Here is a 16,635-nt window from a genome sequence, read left to right as displayed (position 1 = left end):
GATTTATAAAGTCGATTAGGAGTAGTATAAATACCATGTATAGTTTTGTCTAAATAATGACGTTCTTTCTCTTAATAATCAGTAAAGTGTTGAGTTGTTTTTTCTGCAATTACAAAAAGATATGGATGAGAAGAAAAAGCGAAAAGAGGACATGAAAATGAGTTGTGTAGCGGAGATTCTTTCGTTTTTTTAATGCACAAAGCAACAGGCGGAAGAATTAGAATTGAATGGGGAAGACATATAGCGCTATGCTTCTTTATTGAAAACATTATGGCCTTGGCATATACGTAGATATAGTAACTGATTAAAAAGTGTGAAGAATGGAAGGTGAAATTCCAGTTCTAGCGTCAAAGTTCGCGATAAAAACAGTACTGATATCTTTTTTTTTTAGTATCCACATGTGCTTGTGTATATAGAAAAACCTCTTCACGAAGAATTGTAGCATGCAAATGTAAACGAACAAGATTGACCTATTCTATGAGGAGGTCATAAAAATATCCAAATAACGAAGCTTTACTTGGAGAAAAAATGAAATAGAAAAAGAATGTAAGGATGACTTTTGCAGATATGCTCAATTGAATTATTTTGAGGATCCCAAATATGGTAAAGAAATTTATATGAAAAGACAATGTCTTTTTTATTATTATAAAACATATATAATGATGAATGGTCGCGTGTCAAAACATATTTTTATGAGTTTCCTAAGTGGGGGGATGGTGATGGATAGTCCATTGGTTGGTAAGGGAATATGGAACAAAGTTGACAAAGGGGAAATATTAAATGATCAAGATGATTCACGCGAAATAAGAAAAAATAAGAAAAGTGAAAAAGCAAAACCAAAGAAAGAAACTAAAGCAATACAAGCAGGGGAAGAAAATAAAGAATCAGAGTCAAAAAAAGAAGATAAAATAATGGGACTAGAGAAAGAAAGTGAAAAGAATGTACTAGAAAAAGAAGCGAAAACGAATGGATTAGAGGGAGTAAAGGTGAAAATTGAATCAGAAAAAGAAAATAAAACGAATGAATTAGAGAAAAAAAGTGAAGAAACAGATTCAAAGAAAAAAAGTATAGATTCAGCATCAAAAATAGAGACTTCAGTACGTTCAATAGAAGTGAAAACTCCATTTTCTATTATTTCAGATGTTACTAGTTTTATAAAATCTCCTAATATTAATGTGAAAAATCAAGAAGCATTTGTATTTCGTAATGAAAAAGATGCAAGAGGTCGTGAACTAGATTCTAAGTTATTAACTACAATGCAACATTATCATGGAGAAATTAATTGTAATTTAGTTTCTTCAAACCTTCATGAAAAGAGAGTACTTTTAGAACTTTCTAATCAAAAAGTAAAAGGAAATATGGAAGAGAGTTGGGTAGGCACATCTTCGTGGATTCCTATCCACGGTATAATAATAGAGAAGGAAGTTGAAGCAGATGTAAATAGTTATATAACTGCGAAACTACCAATAGAAATAGGCAGGTATAAAGGTGAATTTGGTTTAATAGAAAAGGTGGTTTTTAAAGAAAAAGTTATAGGAATAAAAGAGATATCACAGGAAATTATTTTGACAAATAAAGAATTCTTATTGCCAAAAATAATAAAGAATGGACATAATCTATCTATAATTGATAAAGGAAGCTTACGTGTAGAAGGCTATATATTTCAATGTATTGAATTTATATCAGAACAAAGTAAATCTCATGATAATCCCTATCAGTTAATGCAAAATATTACATTGGAATTGACTATACAATTATTGCAAGAACAGGAAGTTCGTGTGCGGATTACATAAATGATTATATCTCAATCAATCAGCTGAAAATTTTTTCAGGAGTATGTAATAGAAAAACACAAAAAAAGTGCTAGCAAGTTTGTTAGCAAACCAACTAACATGTATTAGAATTAGAGGGGAAATAATAACGATGGCTCGCTTTAAAACAAGTTATTTGACTAGGTGAAACAGGATGCATCTAGGTTAAAACATGTGGTGAAATACAGCTTGTATTCAATCCCCTTCTAGAAAACTCCCACCCATTTCTATTGTATTATCATCTATTTGGACTAATCGTCCAACACCTGCACACTCAGCGTTATATGTAATAATTGCAACCTTATCCCGCTTTAAATTACTTCGTAAAAATCCTATCGATTCATATTGATTCTAAATCATTTGATGTAGCCATTTGAATACTCATATGCAACCTCCTTCAGAAAAATTTTTTCTATTTTCATTATATAGAATATAATACCAGTTAAAAATTGATTAAAATGGAATTACTTACACTAACGGTTCAAGGCTTCAACAATATCAGCAAGTTCTTCTGGGACATGTACATGGCCTGTACGTCCACGGTATGTAAAATCAGGATGCTCATAGTGAGCAAGTTCAACACCAAATGCTGTACTGAATTTATCTACTGTACCTGCTAATATAACTGTTCCAGCAGTAATATTAATGTCTTTTACCTCAAGTCCTTGTTTCTTCACAAATTCTTCTACTTTTTTCAAATCATTAAGATTAGCACCATGATTGGATGCAAATTCTTCACGGCTAAGGTGACCACATTCTGAAAGTGGGCCATTAGTTGCTTTTTCAATCATTGAATTCAACTTTGCAGTAGTTGAAGGGCGTCGAACAACGATAGTTACTAACAACTTTTCATTTGGATCAGCCAGATCCTCTTTTTTTGCGTTAGGAAGGGCAGCACGTTCACTACCTGGAACTCTAACCAGATTTTTGTTCATTTTTTTTCGCACCTTACTTTCATTATTTTTAACATTGTTAATTTGCTATATTACTACTAAAAAATTTACAGCAAACATAGCAACCTTATTATGTGATAATGAATTATTTTTATACTTTTGAAATAAACTTAAAGTCATCAGTATTCAACATATACTTTGTGTAAGAAAAATAGTTCTAATTTATTTTGAATTGAAAGATTCATAAAAAAATGGCATCTTTTTTAGTTAGCTATTTACAAAGAATAACGCTTTTTCACACTTGGGGGTAGTAGGAGTTCTTAAGTCAATGGGCATGGGGTGATTTGTATTCTTAACCTGATAGGCATGTTATTAAATGATTTTTGCACCAGAACCAAAAAGACCACCCTAAGGTGGTCTTTTTATGTAGGGCGGGAAGACATTGGTCTTCCCTTCGGGTTGCCCCGATGGAAAGGACGCTTTGTTTCCAAAACTGGTTTTCCTAATTACCATAGTATGCGAGAGTTTCAGTTTAGTTCCTAAATTAATCAATAAAAAACTAAAAGTCTAATATATAACTTTTGTTTTTTTATTTCTGATCAAAGGTAAATATTTCGGTTTCAGCTCCTTTTGATGCTACTCCTATAAACGTGTTTCTGTATCTAGCTGTGGCGCTTTGCGTGTAGGAAATCCCTCGTCAAATGCTGGTTTTCCAAGAATTTTTGCGTATTCCATCCATTAATTTGCCCAAATTCATTTCTTGTTCTTACTGCGTCACGTTATCCAAAAGAGAAACTTGTTCCTTCACTTACTGGATTAAATTTGTTAGAGAAATGTGTATGCTGAAACTAGATGGGCCAGTCTATTTTTGAAGTGAAAAAATAGAAAACTGTCTCCTATTCGAAATTTTATTCATTATTATCAAATTCACCTTTTAGCAATCCTCCAATTTATACCCATTTAAATTTAGACAAGTACCTAACAGACCTTATTTACCATATATTGCTTTCAAGTAAAGGGTTATAGGGGGAATTATGATGTTAATTAATCCATATGGTTTATATATAATTCAATGTGGTCAATTTAGTAATTACTCTCCACAATATTTATCTAGATTAACTCCATTGTATTCATTATATTATCCAGAGTATCATTATAATTGTTATGGTAATTGGCATTATGGAGGATGGAATAATGAATACAATGGAACGTCAATACATGATATTCATTATTCTGAATCGGAACGAATGAGTTGGGTGAGCAGTGGATTAGATCATTTAGGGCATGAGATAGATCATGCAGTGCATCATCCTTCTTCTGTAATACCTCCTGTGTGTCACGGTCATACTGGATACCTGACAAATAAGTTTGAATTAGAACTCAAAATCGAAAATGGTGGTTGGGTTACAGCTTGGTCTAATGACATTGCAGAAAAAGATGTATTACAGGGAGCAGTAGCTGCAGGCGTATCTGTATTTAGCGCTAATCCAGGTCCCTTCCTAGCCTGGATAAATGAATTAGTAAATCGTACGATTTCATCTATACAAACTGATGCACAACACAAGTTTACGGCTGAAATGAGGAGAGTAGCTAATGAAATAGCTGCAGATGTTATTAGACGAGCAATTCAAGGGAAAAGTCCATTAGAGACCTTTAAACGATTTGATACATTTGATTTTAAAGCAGGGGCAATAAGATATTCTGGTAGAAATATGGCTTGTGGAAATACAGTATCTACTACTTGGGGAATGAAGCCTTATATTGCACTTAGAGTGCGCTAAATTTATAAACCTGAAGATAAACATAGGGGAGAATAGTTTCTAACAGTCGAAGCAAAAAATGTATTTGTTCCTATAAACAATATAGAGAAGTGATGTTTATATAACTTAAGGAAGAAGGGGCTCAAATTGAGTAGCCCCTTTTTTTATTTAAATTTCACATGAAATTTAGTGTCAATGATTCCAAAAGCAACTTTACATGGCAACGGATTTTTTCCTGCTGAAGCCGCACGCATACAAGAAAGCACCCAATATTCGAGTTCTAAAGGTAAGCGGTATGCTTGAATGTTACTATCATTGTTTTTTACTGTTACGATCGGTGTATTTGCCCTGGTTGTAGCAAAACCGTCCGTTTTTATCATTGCTACTACATCATTAGTATAAAAACCGGCACTTAAAATTTCGTAAATCTTTCCATCTTTCTCATTGATAATCATAGGTATATTTAAATAGGGATAGTCATTTATATCATTATGAATAACTGTTCTTGCTGTATTCTTTCTTATCTGATTCCCTTGCATTTTATACACTCCTTTATAATAATCTACTTAAATCTATTCTATTTTACGTCTGTTATGTTAGAGAATTATAAAGTCATCTTATTATAAAAAGCATCGGTACATATGACAGCAGTATTTAGTGAATCGAGATCGATATCAACAACAGTCATATAACTAGATAGTAAATAACCATCTTTATAATATGTAATTAATATTTCTTCTTCTTTCATTCATTTCTTAAAAGCATGGTTAGTTCAGCCATATCTCGTCCTATATACATAATTTCATCTCTATAATATGTAGTTTGAATTAAGATTAAAATAATATGCGGAAATTTAAAAAATATAATTAAGAATAGCTTTTAAATGGGGTGGTTATATTATTGATTGTGGAGGTGAGAAAGATGAACAAAAAACAACAAGGTTACAATAAGGCAACTTCTGGCGCTAGCATCCAAAGCGCAAATGCTAGCTATGGTACAGAATTCGCAACTGAAACAAATGTACAAGCAGTAAAACAAGCGAATGCAAAAGCAGAGGCACAGAAAGCCCAAGCTTCAGGTGCACAAAGTGCAAATGCTAGTTATGGTACAGAATTTGCAACTGAAACAGATGTGCATGCAGTGAAACAAGCGAATGCAAAAGCAGAGGCACAGAAAGCCCAAGCTTCAGGTGCACAAAGTGCAAATGCTAGTTATGGTACAGAATTTGCAACTGAAACAGATGTGCATGCAGTGAAAAAACAAAATGCACAATCAGCTGCGAAAAAATCACAATCTTCTAGCTCTAATCAATAATGAAGGGAAAACACTTCTCTATCTTAAGAGAAGTGTTTTCTCAGGTTGTGAAGAAAGTCTTCTCTACAGCCTATTTTTGTGTCTGGACAAATACATAATGTATCACTAGCAACTTTAGATGATGAGTTTGCCACAGTTGTGAACTACTCGCCACTTAGCAAAGCTTGAAGTGGGAGCTTCTCAGTTCCGCGACGAAAGTAACCTTTCGACTCCCTGAGCGTTACTTTGGAGTGTTCCACCCCTAGATGTCCAACGCATGGACGCTCTTTTGGTACGGTTGATATTTTACGCAGGAACCGAATGGCTTGGTTTTCGCACTCTATTTTCTTCCTGCAACCTTCTATATCAAGTTATCAAAGAAATTCATATAGCTAGTTTATCAAAAGTTTTTGGCTATGCCAAACCGAAATTCATCTCCCACCTATCGTTGGGCTACGCCCTTCACACGCTTGAGGAAGGAGAATTTTTTCGGGGAATACGTTAAAAACTGAAGATTTCTTTTAGAGAAACTGAAATGGTGCCTTTAACTGGTTCACATCTTTCAGCAAATATTTCATATGAAATTGAGTATAAGTTGTTATCATTTTCTAGGGGTTCTGAGCCATTTAGATGTTGTTCTTTTATTTTATTTTTTTGAGATGCAACCGCTATATGGGGATATGAATGTATGACATTATTATAGCCACCAACAAATCCAACCAATAAAATTTCACGTATCATAATAGTTATGAAGAAATTCTTTCAACAAATGGTTATACAATCCAAAACAAAAAAATGTACATCTTCAGAGGAAATGTACATTTTTTTGTTTACGTTTTTAATCCTTATCAGTATCGTGAAGGTGCTGAAAAAAGCTACCTGTAAATCTATGCTTTCCTCCTTTATGTAATATATCTTTAAGGTGTTCTAAATCTTCAGATGGAAATATAGGATTAGAGGTTCCTTTCATATTCTCCATATATTCTGGTAGTAACATTCTTAATGCAATGTCCATTCTGATTTCCCCTGCACGTATTAAGGTATGAATTTCACTGTCATGGAATCCGTCTAAATCTGTACGAAGCCCAGCTAAAAGCATCTCAATATCCTCTTTATCTGTAGAGCGAGGTGGCAATTGATAGTCTGGTAAAGTGATTTGGTCGGTATAGAAAGGATTATTATTCTTATCTAATAAAGTCTGGATAGACTTACTAAGAATGAGTTGTAATCCTGGGTATATTTTGGGATCTAGATTACGTAACAATTTCCTTCTTAATACTACAATTTGACTATTAGAGGTGTCTAAAATCCTTTTATTCAATTCAAAATATGAAGGCTTCTCATTTTCTTTCCATACTTTTTCAGATGCAGAGGCATCTAAAACAATATAAATTTCATTTTTAGTTTTAGGAATAAATTTCATTGGTTCTTTTCTATGTTTTGCAAGTGCCGGATATTTATTTGTTTTAATCTCACCATCTGGCAAGATTAATGGTTCAGTCCCGATGTTATCGAATACTCCTCCATCAGAAAACCAAATTTTTTCAAATCGTAATAAAGGACTTCCTTGCATTCTATTTTCTGGATCACTAAATACCCTATCTTCTAGAGATAAAGAAATAGGGGAAAATAATACTGGAAAAGCTGCTGAGGTAGATGCAGCATAAGAAACCGTAATATCATCTATATTAGTTGTTTGTCCAATATAAGTTCCATACATATGATCAGTCGAAAAATAAAACATCCTCATAGTATCTAAGCATGTTGTATTGCAATACCAGTCTATAGGAAGACTTTTCAAGTCTTTCATTCGAATCCCTTCACATAGATACTCATCCAATAAATTTGGAAGTGCATTACTACATTTTTCTCGAATGGATTTAAAAGATAATGCTTGTTTTGTAAAGGAATTTGTAAGTAACTTTGTTCGCAGGTCGATTTGACCTAATTTTACTAAGGGGTTAATCACACGTTCTTCAAAATCATGTACATTTCGGAAGGAACCACCTTTATGTAGTGCAATCATGATAGCGGCCGCAGTAATACTTCCACCAGAAACAGAGCTAATACTGGATACAGATTGATCTAACTTACACTCAACTAAACGCTTATATCCTCCTAATGCATAAAAAGACGCTCTAAATCCACCACCAGAAAATGCTAATTTTAGATTTTTAGACAATTATATCTCCTCCATATCCCTTTTTGTGAAAAAATACACATTATATTATTTACCGAACCTATCGAGAAATATACTGTGAATTTATAGGCTTAAATAAAATTCTCTTCATGTTCAATGTAATCAGATTACTAGAAAAGAATATGACCGATTAGATTAAGGAGATAGATAGTATAGCGATGTATTCGCCGCTAATTTGCATGCCTTGGATACATAAATCATTCGCTGTCATAGTTGAGACACACAGAGAGCCGTACGTACGATTACGTTGTTTACCTGAACCTGTATGAATATGTAGGAACTGCCCCCTTAACAAATTATACTCAAGTTGAATTTTTACCCCAGCCGTATGGCTGTATCCTCTTACACCTGGATAAACCGATAAAAATACATCTGGGAGTTGAAATGCAGTTGAATCTAAAATACGACTCCCTTCTTATTTTGCGTTCGTAAAGGTGTTACATAATATGATTCTTCGTTCTTTTTCATTGTAAAGCTATAGATATATATAAATTACTTATTAAGAGATGATTTCTAATCTGTATTCACTGTGGTTTTCTTATCGTATATAACACCTTTTTAAGGATAAGTGAGATTTAAATCCAATCTGCTGCATGATTTGTTCAGAGATGTTTTTCTTTTTTGTTATGTAATGGGTTTATTTAAAAGGTTTCTATCTTTAATTATGGCTTTATGTGGAAGTGTATAATTTCGATAAAACATGGAAAAGACTGTGCGAGCTTAGTCGATGGATTCTTAAAGGTATCAGCCACTATGTATTGAAATTCTCTAATAGGAGGTGGCGTAGCGCTATGTCGGAAGCGGAGAATAGTATAGCAGTGAGGTCTATGGTCGTTTAGGAGTAAGTGATAGCACACTTAGAAAGTATTCGGATGTTCTTGAATGTAAAGGATTTGATGCAAGGAAAAATAGTCGAGGGAAAAGGGAATATACAGGGTTTGATGTTGTACTTATTGAACAGTTAGTAGAGTTGAGTAAGCAAGATGGTATGACTTTAGAAAAAGCTGCAAAAATGATTGCGAAGCAGTTTGGAATTAATAATAAGAAAGAGGAAATCTGGGCTTCGGATCAACTGGGGATAAATAAAAAGGCTAGGATTTGCTCCTAGCAAATAGTTATGTCGTACAGAAAGGTGCAAACCTAATGTTTGCAATTTCATTATATAACGTTTCTAGAGTGGAAGGATTGAATCATAGCAATCTTTACGTAATTTTTACATGTAATTGAAGTATTTAATTAAACAAAATTTGAATTTTGTACAAATATACAGAGTGTTAAGGAAGGTTTTATAAATAGAAGCTCTACTCTCAAAAGGGAAGGATGAGAGTAGAGTCTGTGGATGGTGTTACTGAATGCTCGGGTTGATGAACATCAGCAACAAAATAATATCATGAGTATTAAGAAAAAACATCAGATAATTTTTTCTTATTTTTCAAATAATAGTTAATTGGATTTAAATGAACAAAAGCATTATTTGATATAAAATAATCCCCTGAAATCAAGTGGACTTAGGGAATTGTCTATGAAAAAATTATTTTATAAAGACTGGCATTTTTTTCGTTTCAAATCTTTCAAATCCTATAGGACAATATGCAAACGTTGCTATAGGTTCTGAAGTTTCGTTTGTAAAAAAAGTGTGCTTCATTACTTCACCAGAAGAAGAATAAAAAGTAATTTTGGTTTTTGATATAGGAGGAAGCGTTATTACTAGTGGTTTACTTGCCATGCTAATCAGCTCCTAAATTATTTAGTTATATATGAACTTAAAATGTATTTAATAAATATGTATGAACTCATTTTATATAGTTAGTACTTTGTGGATTGAGAAATTTTACAAAACAGTTAATTGCAATGAAAATATACACTAAAAAGAACGTTGTATATGTAGCCTTTAAGCGGCAGCTCTTGAGAGTATTGCATGTTTGGCATTATACTCATTCCGACATGTGAATTTTGTATAATAACTCACAAAGGTATACGTTATTGAAAGATGACTGATATTTATATTGAAGACTGTAACCTTTATTTACTACAAACATCCTTGATTCCGTTGAATTGTAATATAATCTTATAGAGTATTTTTTTATAATTTCACATACCGTATTGAAGATAAAAATTGTTATTAAGTAGGGATTATGACATAGATATTGATGTCGGGGGGGGCTGATATTCCTGATCCTATTACTTTCTTAGACTTATTTACGACAGATAGTACATATAACTTTGATAAGTATTCAAATAAGCAATATGATGAACTAATTTATAAAGTAAAAACCGATTTAGCTGATGATAAAAAGGCTCGTTGGGAAGCAATGAAACAAGCAGAGAAAATCTTATTAGAAGATGGAGCAGTAGCGCCGATCTACCACCAAGGAAGATCATATTTACAACGTTCTTTTGTCAAAGATATTGTGACCAACGATTTTGGTGGAGAATTTAACTATAAATGGGCTAAAGTTAAAAGATAGGTGGGTAAATTTGAAATATGATGAAGAAAAGGAATAGGTAAAAAAGGAGTCGATATCCGCATCCTTTTAGTTATAAATAATGTGGAGTTAGAGTATAATTTTATATGGGTATATGGTATTAGATGAACGCTTTATCCTTTAATGGTGATTAATGAGGGATTGTAAGAGGAGAGGCTTACAGCCCTTTTTTTATGGTGTTCTATAAGCTTTCTTATATAAGTAGATGCAGTTTATATCAAGCAGATTGTTGTACCTTTGAAATAAAGTTGTACCGCTCTATCCCTTTGTATGAAGGGATCTTTTTTGTGTACATGTGTAATTGTACACATGTACACAAAAAGTTAAAAAATAAATCGTTCTATCGCTATTACTGATATAGAGGGGGATATCGCTCTATGTGTTTTATGGGGTAGCGTCACATCACCATCAAGCTAAGGTTTTGAAGTACCCTCTAAATGAGAACTTTTTTCCTCTACAGTTAGTCATTTTAAGAAATTAGCTCATCTTTTTGTTTTGGTGCTACCCCTATTAAGTTATGGATTTTCATTCTCTCGATAATTTCATGCTATTGGTATTCAGATAACTACGATAATGCAAGGATTATGTACGGCGTAACAGGAGAACCAGGAAGGGTAGGGGATGGACTGATTGAAATGCTAGGAAATCCAAATGGACATGGGGCGAGTGGTGGACTTTGGTTGAATCCTTTTGACAGACGATATCTAGTAGTTGGTATAAATATACAGCAAGCTGGTGGAGAAACTGTACTTAGCCCGGTTTTGGGTCAAAAAACTGCAGATCTTTTTAATTTAGTGCTTGCTGCTGAAGATCTGAGTCAATGTGGTCCGGGACCGGGAGAATGTAATTAGTATATAATTTCAGCAAATTCTCCAGTAAAAAGTATATTTGTACGGTAGAATTTCCGCTTCTATAAAAAATCTCTTTTATGATGAAATAAAATTACAGTATGTCTTTGTTGTTATCATATTTTCGTAGTATAAAGTATTTTTTTAGGGCGTCGATTAAACATATAAAAGATGAAGTCCTTATTAATGTCGTTTTGTCACCTAACTGCATTTATTAAGTTATGATAAATATTTTCGGAGGTGACATATGTCAGAGAAAAATGAGTTTGAATCACATGAGATTCTATACGGATTGGCATTCGATCCGAATTTAATTGGTTCGAAACTTCCATCAATTCCTCCTTTTACATTTCCGACAGGATCGACTGGGTCAACCGGACCAACGGGGTTAATATCTACCAATCGAATTTATATAGCAAACGGTTATAATAATAACGTTTCCGTGATTAGTGGAGCGACTAATGCTGTAATTGCGACTATTTCAGTAGGGATTAATCCAGTTGGAGTAGGAGTTAATCCATCTACTAACCTTATCTACGTAACAAATCTAAATAGTAACAACGTTTCGGTGATTGATGGGCTAACAAATGGCGTGATTACGACTATTCCAGTGAGGAATGGTCCATTTGGAGTAGGAGTCAATCCTTAAAGCGAATATAAAACACTAAGAGTGATAATTAAGGTTACTTTCACATCCGAAAACTATGTGAATATTATAAGAAAAGACTCTATTCTTTAGGAGGGCACTGAAAAAGTCCTTATAGTTTAAAAAGCGAAAGCTTCCTCGATGAAATCGAGGAAGCTTTCGCTTTTTTCATGTATAATAACTATACTAATTCTAGGTGGTGTCTCGGATGATTTCTAATCAACAATCTCTTAACCTCAGTCCATTTATGGCGATTTACGATATCGTTGTACCAAAGGATAATATGCTTCGTCAATTTAATGAACTGGTAGACTTTTCTTTTGTTTTAGAAGAACTACAAGATAAATATTGTCTCGATAACGGTCGCAATGCAGTGCCGCCTGTTCGTATGTTTAAATATTTATTACTAAAATCTATTTTTGATTTATCAGATGTAGATGTTGTGGAACGCTCAAAATACGATATGTCCTTTAAATATTTCTTAGATATGGCACCAGAAGATATGGTCATTGACCCTAGTTCATTAACGAAGTTCCGCAAGCTTCGTCTGACAGATGTAGGGTTACTTGACATGCTCATTCAAAAAACAGTGGAAATTGCACTCGAAAAAAACTTGATTAAAAATAAATCTATTATTGTTGATGCCACACATACAAAAGCACGCTTCAATCAAAAATCGCCGAAAGAATTTGTAATGGAGAAATCCAAATTACTCCGCAAAGCTGTTTATCAAGTTGACGAAGGAATGAAGGGAAAGTTCCCACCAAAAACAATGACAGATGACTTAAGTGACGAACTTGAATATTGTCAAAAAGTAATTGAAACAGTAGAAAAAGAGGAAATCATTCGTGAATATCCAAATGTGAAAGAGAAACTGAATTATTTAAAAGAAATCGTAGAAGATCACCAAGAACACCTCCAATTTTCGCAAGATCCTGATGCGCGAATTGGACATAAAACAGCGGATTCTTCTTTCTTTGGTTATAAAACACATATTGCGATGAATGAAGAACGCATCATTACAGCTGCGGTGATTACAACGGGTGAAAAAAGCGATGGAAAATACCTTCAAACATTGATTGAAAAAAGTCGTGAAACAGGGATGGAAATTGATACAGTTATTGGAGATACTGCTTATTCTGAGAAAAATAATATTCAATATGCCAACCAAAATCAATTACAATTAGTATCGAAATTAAACCCTATTGTGACACAAGGGCCACGTAAAAAAGAAGATGAATTTGAGTTTAATAAAGATGCGGGTATGTATGTCTGTAAAGCTGGACATATGGCCGTTCGTAGAGCACGTACGGGTAAAAAGGGAACAAACAATAGTCAAAGTCATACCTACTATTTTGATATTGAAAAATGCAAAGTATGTCCATTCAAAAGTGGGTGTTACAAAGAAGGCGCTAAAAGTAAAACATATTCTGTGACAATTAAATCTACTGAACATAAGGAACAACAAGCATTTCAAGAAAGTGCATATTTTAAAGAAAAGGGGAAAGAACGTTATAAAATTGAAGCGAAAAATAGTGAACTTAAGCATAGACACGGGTATGATGTGGCATCTTCCTCGGGTCTGATTGGTATGCAAATGCAAGGTGCAATGGCTATATTCGCTGTCAATTTAAAACGAATCCTAACCTTGATAAAAGAAACAAAGTAAAAAAGAATAAAGGGAAAGGCGACTTTTCATTCAAAATTGAATGAAAAGTCGCCTTTCTTGTTTTGCATCCGGTTTATAAACCGAAAAACGTAAGTTTTTCAGTGCCCTCTTCTTTAGGAGAGTCTTTTTCGTTGTTATAGAAATCGTTTAATCAGGTATGACTCACAACATTAGCTATACAGCTAGATAGCATGCTTGCAATAATTGATTGGCATTCTGATTCCATATTTACTTTTAATAGTACAATTTTTCGTTTTGAGGATAATTCAAAAAATTAGCTTGATGGTCATGGGTTGTACCAAAAATTAAGCTAATATCTCATGTAAAAAATTACATTTAGCATTTTTTAAGAACAACATAAATAAAAATAAACTAAAATGAGGTGATTTTATGGGAGAGAAAAAGCTACATTTAGCTTGTGACCGGACCATTCTCGAAAACTGGGGCAAAGATATTAGATGATGTGAATAAGTACCGGAATATTGTTCTTGAAATGATAGTTGAACCACGAGCTATAAAAACAATTCGAGAACTACAACGTGAACTACTTACAGCCCCACCTATTGAGATTCGTTTAGGTATTACGTTTTAGATGAAAAATCCAAATTTAAATAAAATAAAGATATCTATAACAGAGGTGCTTAGATGATTACAATTAGTTTATGTATGATTGTAAAAAATGAAGTAGAAACACTTAATAGATGTTTAGAATCAGTTAAAGACATCCCTGATGAGATTATTATTGTAGATACAGGCTCAACAGATCAAACGAAACAAATAGCCAGTAAATGGACGAAACAAATTTTAGATTTTAAATGGATAGATGATTTCTCAGCAGCTCGAAATTATTCTTTCCATCAAGCTTCAATGGATTACATCTTATGGTTAGACGCTGATGATATACTTTTACCAGAAGAACGTAAAAAGCTACTTAATTTAAAACAATCACTCACTCAAAAAATTGATGCGGTTTCCATGATTTATCATGCGGAAATTGATAAATTTAATAATGTTTTAACCAGCATTCGCCGCAATAGATTAGTTAGAAGAAGTAAAAACTTTCAATGGCGTGGCGTTGTTCATGAAGATCTAAGTATTCATGATCAGTATAATTCTCTCGAAAGTGATATCATAGTCACCCATAAAAAAAATTATGCCGATAATGAATCAGATCGAAATCTCAAACTATATGAACAATTTTTGAAAAAAAATAAAGGTAAAATGACAGCTCACGATATATTTCATTATGCCAGAGAATTACATAAACATAAAAAATATAAACAAGCCATTGAATTTTATAACAAGTTCTTAGACTACGAAGATATCCAATTAGAACACAGGCTTTTTGTTATGCATAAATTAGCTAGTTGTTATCATCTAATCGGAAATTTTAAAAAGGAAATAGAAATCACATTTCAGTCTTTAGAATACGATATTCCTCAACCGGAATTTAGCTGTCGCCTAGGTGAATTCTTTCTTAAGAATAATCAGTTTTCTCAAGCTGCCTATTGGTATAATCAAGCTATAGAAGCACCTTCAGCTAATTCTGCCCATTTCATTGAACAACAACCCTTTAAAACTTGGTTACCGCATAAACAATTAGCATTTTGCTACTTTCAGCTAAAAGACTATAAACAGACTTATCATCATAATAAAATGGTTCTTCGTTTCTTACCAACTGATGAGGAGACCCTTAATAATATTAAAGTAATTGAGGAGTTAATAATGACTGATTAACAATCATAGGATGTATATTCATCTGTAAAATAAGTTTTTTTGAATGATATAAACATCTGGAAGAGAAGGGTAATCATTATGATCGTAGAAGCAAATCCAGTTATTTTAACAATTCGTGCAATCGACTCATATGTACGGTGCCAGGAATCTTCTGAAAGTTAAGCCTTACGAATTTTAAAGCTTAATCGCTTCAATTCAAAACCAATTCATGGAGTAAGCAAAGGAAACCATTATTACTATGCTATTGAAGAGATTCAAGAAGTATATAAGTATTATCAAGAAAATTACCTATTAGTTTTTTCAAAAAGAAGAATACAAAATTTCAATGATTTACTAGATAAAGCTTTTCATTATTGCAAAGAACACGCAAACAGTTCTACAAGAATTATCACTCGATACTAATAACCAAAATAAAAAGAGAAAGCTTATAAAGCTATCTCTTTTTTCCTTTAATCCAAATTTACTTGTTTATGTTGATTTGAAATAAAGTTTGATTAAAACTCATTTAGAAGTCTTTAATTGCAAGTGACAGAGTATCGCAACTTTTTTATAAATGTTGCAACCTTTATAGATTCAATAGGATATAGTACAATCTTTTCTTTATGAATAAATTATATAGAATTATATATTCTAATCTAGAAAGGGTGGTTACAATAGGAAGCTATTATGATAGAAAATACAAATATTATAAAAGTTCATCTTGTGGTGAATGCGATGACAAGTACTATAGAGGTTCATCTTGCCATAGCCATAATAAAGAATCTATCGAATTTCAATATGATGAAAGATTAATTACTGCTCCCATACTCGTTCCTCCTGCTCCAGCAGCACCACTTCCAATTTTAACAGTAGATTTTGATAAAATAAATACAGGGGACCGTGTATGGCTGAGTGGTATCATCAGTCTAAATAACAATAACAATGTATTTTAAACAGTTACATTAACCATTACAAGAACATCTCCATTATCAGGAACACCTCAGGTCATTTATACACAAGTATTTGAAATTGATAATGAGGGTGATGATGATCAAATCCAAACTCCTTTTTCACATGTAGATGTTCCAACAACTCAACTTTTTGATGTTAGATACCAAGTTCGAGTAACTGTAGGAAATCCTAATTTATTTGTACAAGGACCAAATACTCTAACAGCTCTTAGATTTAGTCGATAATAATGAAATAAAAAGAAGCTATGTTGAAAAATATTCAACATAGCTTCTTTTTTTATAATCAACCATTGTTTTATATGGATACGATTGGTGCATTTACTCTAGTTGGGGTACAGCCGA

12 protein-coding genes and 8 pseudogenes are annotated in these 16,635 nt (G+C 32.9%); 11 read left to right on the top strand and 9 right to left on the bottom strand.

Features of this window, described 5'->3' with window-relative positions:
* Window positions 1-100 precede the first annotated feature (100 nt).
* Both ACUN0F_RS01000 and ACUN0F_RS00995 read left to right on the top strand, forming a co-directional pair.
* Window positions 101-439, top strand: a pseudogene (locus ACUN0F_RS01000) (tyrosine-type recombinase/integrase); the annotation flags it as partial.
* A 280-nt stretch (window positions 440-719) separates the two neighbouring features.
* Window positions 720-1,793 carry a BC_2427 family protein gene (locus ACUN0F_RS00995; RefSeq protein ID WP_046956779.1) on the top strand — a complete coding sequence of 358 codons (1,074 nt, stop codon included), beginning with the start codon at window positions 720-722 and terminating at the stop codon, window positions 1,791-1,793.
* 225 nt (window positions 1,794-2,018) lie between these two features.
* Here the strand turns inward: ACUN0F_RS00995 and ACUN0F_RS00990 are convergent.
* The 3 genes and pseudogenes from ACUN0F_RS00990 to ACUN0F_RS00980 form a co-directional block, all read right to left on the bottom strand.
* A pseudogene (locus ACUN0F_RS00990) lies at window positions 2,019-2,196 on the bottom strand (GNAT family N-acetyltransferase); the annotation flags it as partial.
* 88 nt (window positions 2,197-2,284) lie between these two features.
* Entirely contained in the window at window positions 2,285-2,746 is a 462-nt protein-coding gene (locus tag ACUN0F_RS00985) for a protease pro-enzyme activation domain-containing protein (RefSeq protein WP_202283917.1), read from the bottom strand.
* A 658-nt stretch (window positions 2,747-3,404) separates the two neighbouring features.
* Window positions 3,405-3,566: pseudogene (locus ACUN0F_RS00980) on the bottom strand (DNA repair protein); the annotation flags it as partial.
* A gap of 175 nt (window positions 3,567-3,741) precedes the next feature.
* On the opposite strand from ACUN0F_RS00980, the gene ACUN0F_RS00975 reads away from it, so the two are divergent.
* Entirely contained in the window at window positions 3,742-4,485 is a 744-nt protein-coding gene (locus ACUN0F_RS00975) for a hypothetical protein (RefSeq protein WP_131935446.1), read from the top strand.
* A gap of 143 nt (window positions 4,486-4,628) precedes the next feature.
* Here the strand turns inward: ACUN0F_RS00975 and ACUN0F_RS00970 are convergent, their stop codons facing one another.
* Both ACUN0F_RS00970 and ACUN0F_RS00965 read right to left on the bottom strand, forming a co-directional pair.
* Complete coding sequence (locus tag ACUN0F_RS00970) at window positions 4,629-5,003, bottom strand: hypothetical protein (protein ID WP_445539020.1); 375 nt, start codon at window positions 5,001-5,003, stop codon at window positions 4,629-4,631.
* 65 nt (window positions 5,004-5,068) lie between these two features.
* Window positions 5,069-5,212, bottom strand: a pseudogene (locus tag ACUN0F_RS00965) (YolD-like family protein); the annotation flags it as partial.
* A 158-nt stretch (window positions 5,213-5,370) separates the two neighbouring features.
* Between ACUN0F_RS00965 and ACUN0F_RS00960 the strand changes: the two are divergent.
* Window positions 5,371-5,778, top strand: a complete 408-nt coding sequence (locus tag ACUN0F_RS00960) for a gamma-type small acid-soluble spore protein (RefSeq protein WP_152665158.1) — start codon at window positions 5,371-5,373, stop codon at window positions 5,776-5,778.
* Window positions 5,779-6,595: 817 nt separating this feature from the next.
* Here the strand turns inward: ACUN0F_RS00960 and ACUN0F_RS00955 are convergent.
* The 3 genes and pseudogenes from ACUN0F_RS00955 to ACUN0F_RS00945 all read right to left on the bottom strand — a co-directional run.
* Window positions 6,596-7,939 (bottom strand): patatin-like phospholipase family protein, encoded by a 1,344-nt coding sequence (locus tag ACUN0F_RS00955; RefSeq protein WP_131935403.1) that lies wholly within the window; start codon window positions 7,937-7,939, stop codon window positions 6,596-6,598.
* 196 nt (window positions 7,940-8,135) lie between these two features.
* Window positions 8,136-8,363 (bottom strand): annotated as a pseudogene (locus ACUN0F_RS00950) (IS4 family transposase); the annotation flags it as partial.
* Window positions 8,364-8,470: 107 nt separating this feature from the next.
* Window positions 8,471-8,579: pseudogene (locus ACUN0F_RS00945) on the bottom strand (integrase); the annotation flags it as partial.
* 192 nt (window positions 8,580-8,771) lie between these two features.
* Here ACUN0F_RS00945 and ACUN0F_RS00940 point away from each other — a divergent pair.
* Window positions 8,772-9,026: pseudogene (locus ACUN0F_RS00940) on the top strand (MerR family transcriptional regulator); the annotation flags it as partial.
* Window positions 9,027-9,488: 462 nt separating this feature from the next.
* Here ACUN0F_RS00940 and ACUN0F_RS00935 read toward each other — a convergent pair.
* Window positions 9,489-9,683: a hypothetical protein gene (locus ACUN0F_RS00935; RefSeq protein WP_445539019.1), complete on the bottom strand. Its 195-nt coding sequence runs from the start codon at window positions 9,681-9,683 to the stop codon at window positions 9,489-9,491.
* Window positions 9,684-10,070: 387 nt separating this feature from the next.
* Here ACUN0F_RS00935 and ACUN0F_RS00930 point away from each other — a divergent pair.
* The 6 genes and pseudogenes from ACUN0F_RS00930 to ACUN0F_RS00905 form a co-directional block, all read left to right on the top strand.
* Window positions 10,071-10,425, top strand: a pseudogene (locus tag ACUN0F_RS00930) (peptide ABC transporter substrate-binding protein); the annotation flags it as partial.
* 602 nt (window positions 10,426-11,027) lie between these two features.
* The gene (locus ACUN0F_RS00925) at window positions 11,028-11,294 is read left to right on the top strand and encodes a hypothetical protein (protein WP_046956921.1); all 267 of its coding nucleotides are present in this window, start codon (window positions 11,028-11,030) and stop codon (window positions 11,292-11,294) included.
* Window positions 11,295-11,538: 244 nt separating this feature from the next.
* Window positions 11,539-11,940, top strand: coding sequence for a YncE family protein (locus tag ACUN0F_RS00920; RefSeq protein ID WP_445539018.1), 402 nt, complete (start codon window positions 11,539-11,541; stop codon window positions 11,938-11,940).
* A 205-nt stretch (window positions 11,941-12,145) separates the two neighbouring features.
* The gene (locus ACUN0F_RS00915) at window positions 12,146-13,606 is read left to right on the top strand and encodes an IS1182-like element ISBcy1 family transposase (protein WP_445539017.1); all 1,461 of its coding nucleotides are present in this window, start codon (window positions 12,146-12,148) and stop codon (window positions 13,604-13,606) included.
* A gap of 645 nt (window positions 13,607-14,251) precedes the next feature.
* Complete coding sequence (locus ACUN0F_RS00910) at window positions 14,252-15,343, top strand: tetratricopeptide repeat-containing glycosyltransferase family 2 protein (protein WP_202283663.1); 1,092 nt, start codon at window positions 14,252-14,254, stop codon at window positions 15,341-15,343.
* Window positions 15,344-15,987: 644 nt separating this feature from the next.
* Window positions 15,988-16,275, top strand: coding sequence for a hypothetical protein (locus ACUN0F_RS00905; RefSeq protein ID WP_445539016.1), 288 nt, complete (start codon window positions 15,988-15,990; stop codon window positions 16,273-16,275).
* Window positions 16,276-16,635 lie beyond the last annotated feature (360 nt).

This window comes from Bacillus sp. 1A, assembly GCF_052682215.1.
The sequence above is the reverse complement of the archived record's forward strand: the minus strand, read 5'-3'. Positions and strand labels throughout refer to the sequence as shown.

What these genes read in the sequence shown, in the direction of transcription:
- ACUN0F_RS00995 (WP_046956779.1), top strand. Translation starts at nt 720, where the DNA reads ATGGATAGTCCATTGGTTGGTAAGGGAATATGGAACAAAGTTGACAAA.
- ACUN0F_RS00985 (WP_202283917.1), bottom strand. Translation starts at nt 2,746, where the DNA reads ATGAACAAAAATCTGGTTAGAGTTCCAGGTAGTGAACGTGCTGCCCTT.
- ACUN0F_RS00975 (WP_131935446.1), top strand. Translation starts at nt 3,742, where the DNA reads ATGTTAATTAATCCATATGGTTTATATATAATTCAATGTGGTCAATTT.
- ACUN0F_RS00970 (WP_445539020.1), bottom strand. Translation starts at nt 5,003, where the DNA reads ATGCAAGGGAATCAGATAAGAAAGAATACAGCAAGAACAGTTATTCAT.
- ACUN0F_RS00935 (WP_445539019.1), bottom strand. Translation starts at nt 9,683, where the DNA reads ATGGCAAGTAAACCACTAGTAATAACGCTTCCTCCTATATCAAAAACC.
- ACUN0F_RS00925 (WP_046956921.1), top strand. Translation starts at nt 11,028, where the DNA reads ATGTACGGCGTAACAGGAGAACCAGGAAGGGTAGGGGATGGACTGATT.
- ACUN0F_RS00920 (WP_445539018.1), top strand. Translation starts at nt 11,539, where the DNA reads ATGTCAGAGAAAAATGAGTTTGAATCACATGAGATTCTATACGGATTG.
- ACUN0F_RS00915 (WP_445539017.1), top strand. Translation starts at nt 12,146, where the DNA reads ATGATTTCTAATCAACAATCTCTTAACCTCAGTCCATTTATGGCGATT.
- ACUN0F_RS00910 (WP_202283663.1), top strand. Translation starts at nt 14,252, where the DNA reads ATGATTACAATTAGTTTATGTATGATTGTAAAAAATGAAGTAGAAACA.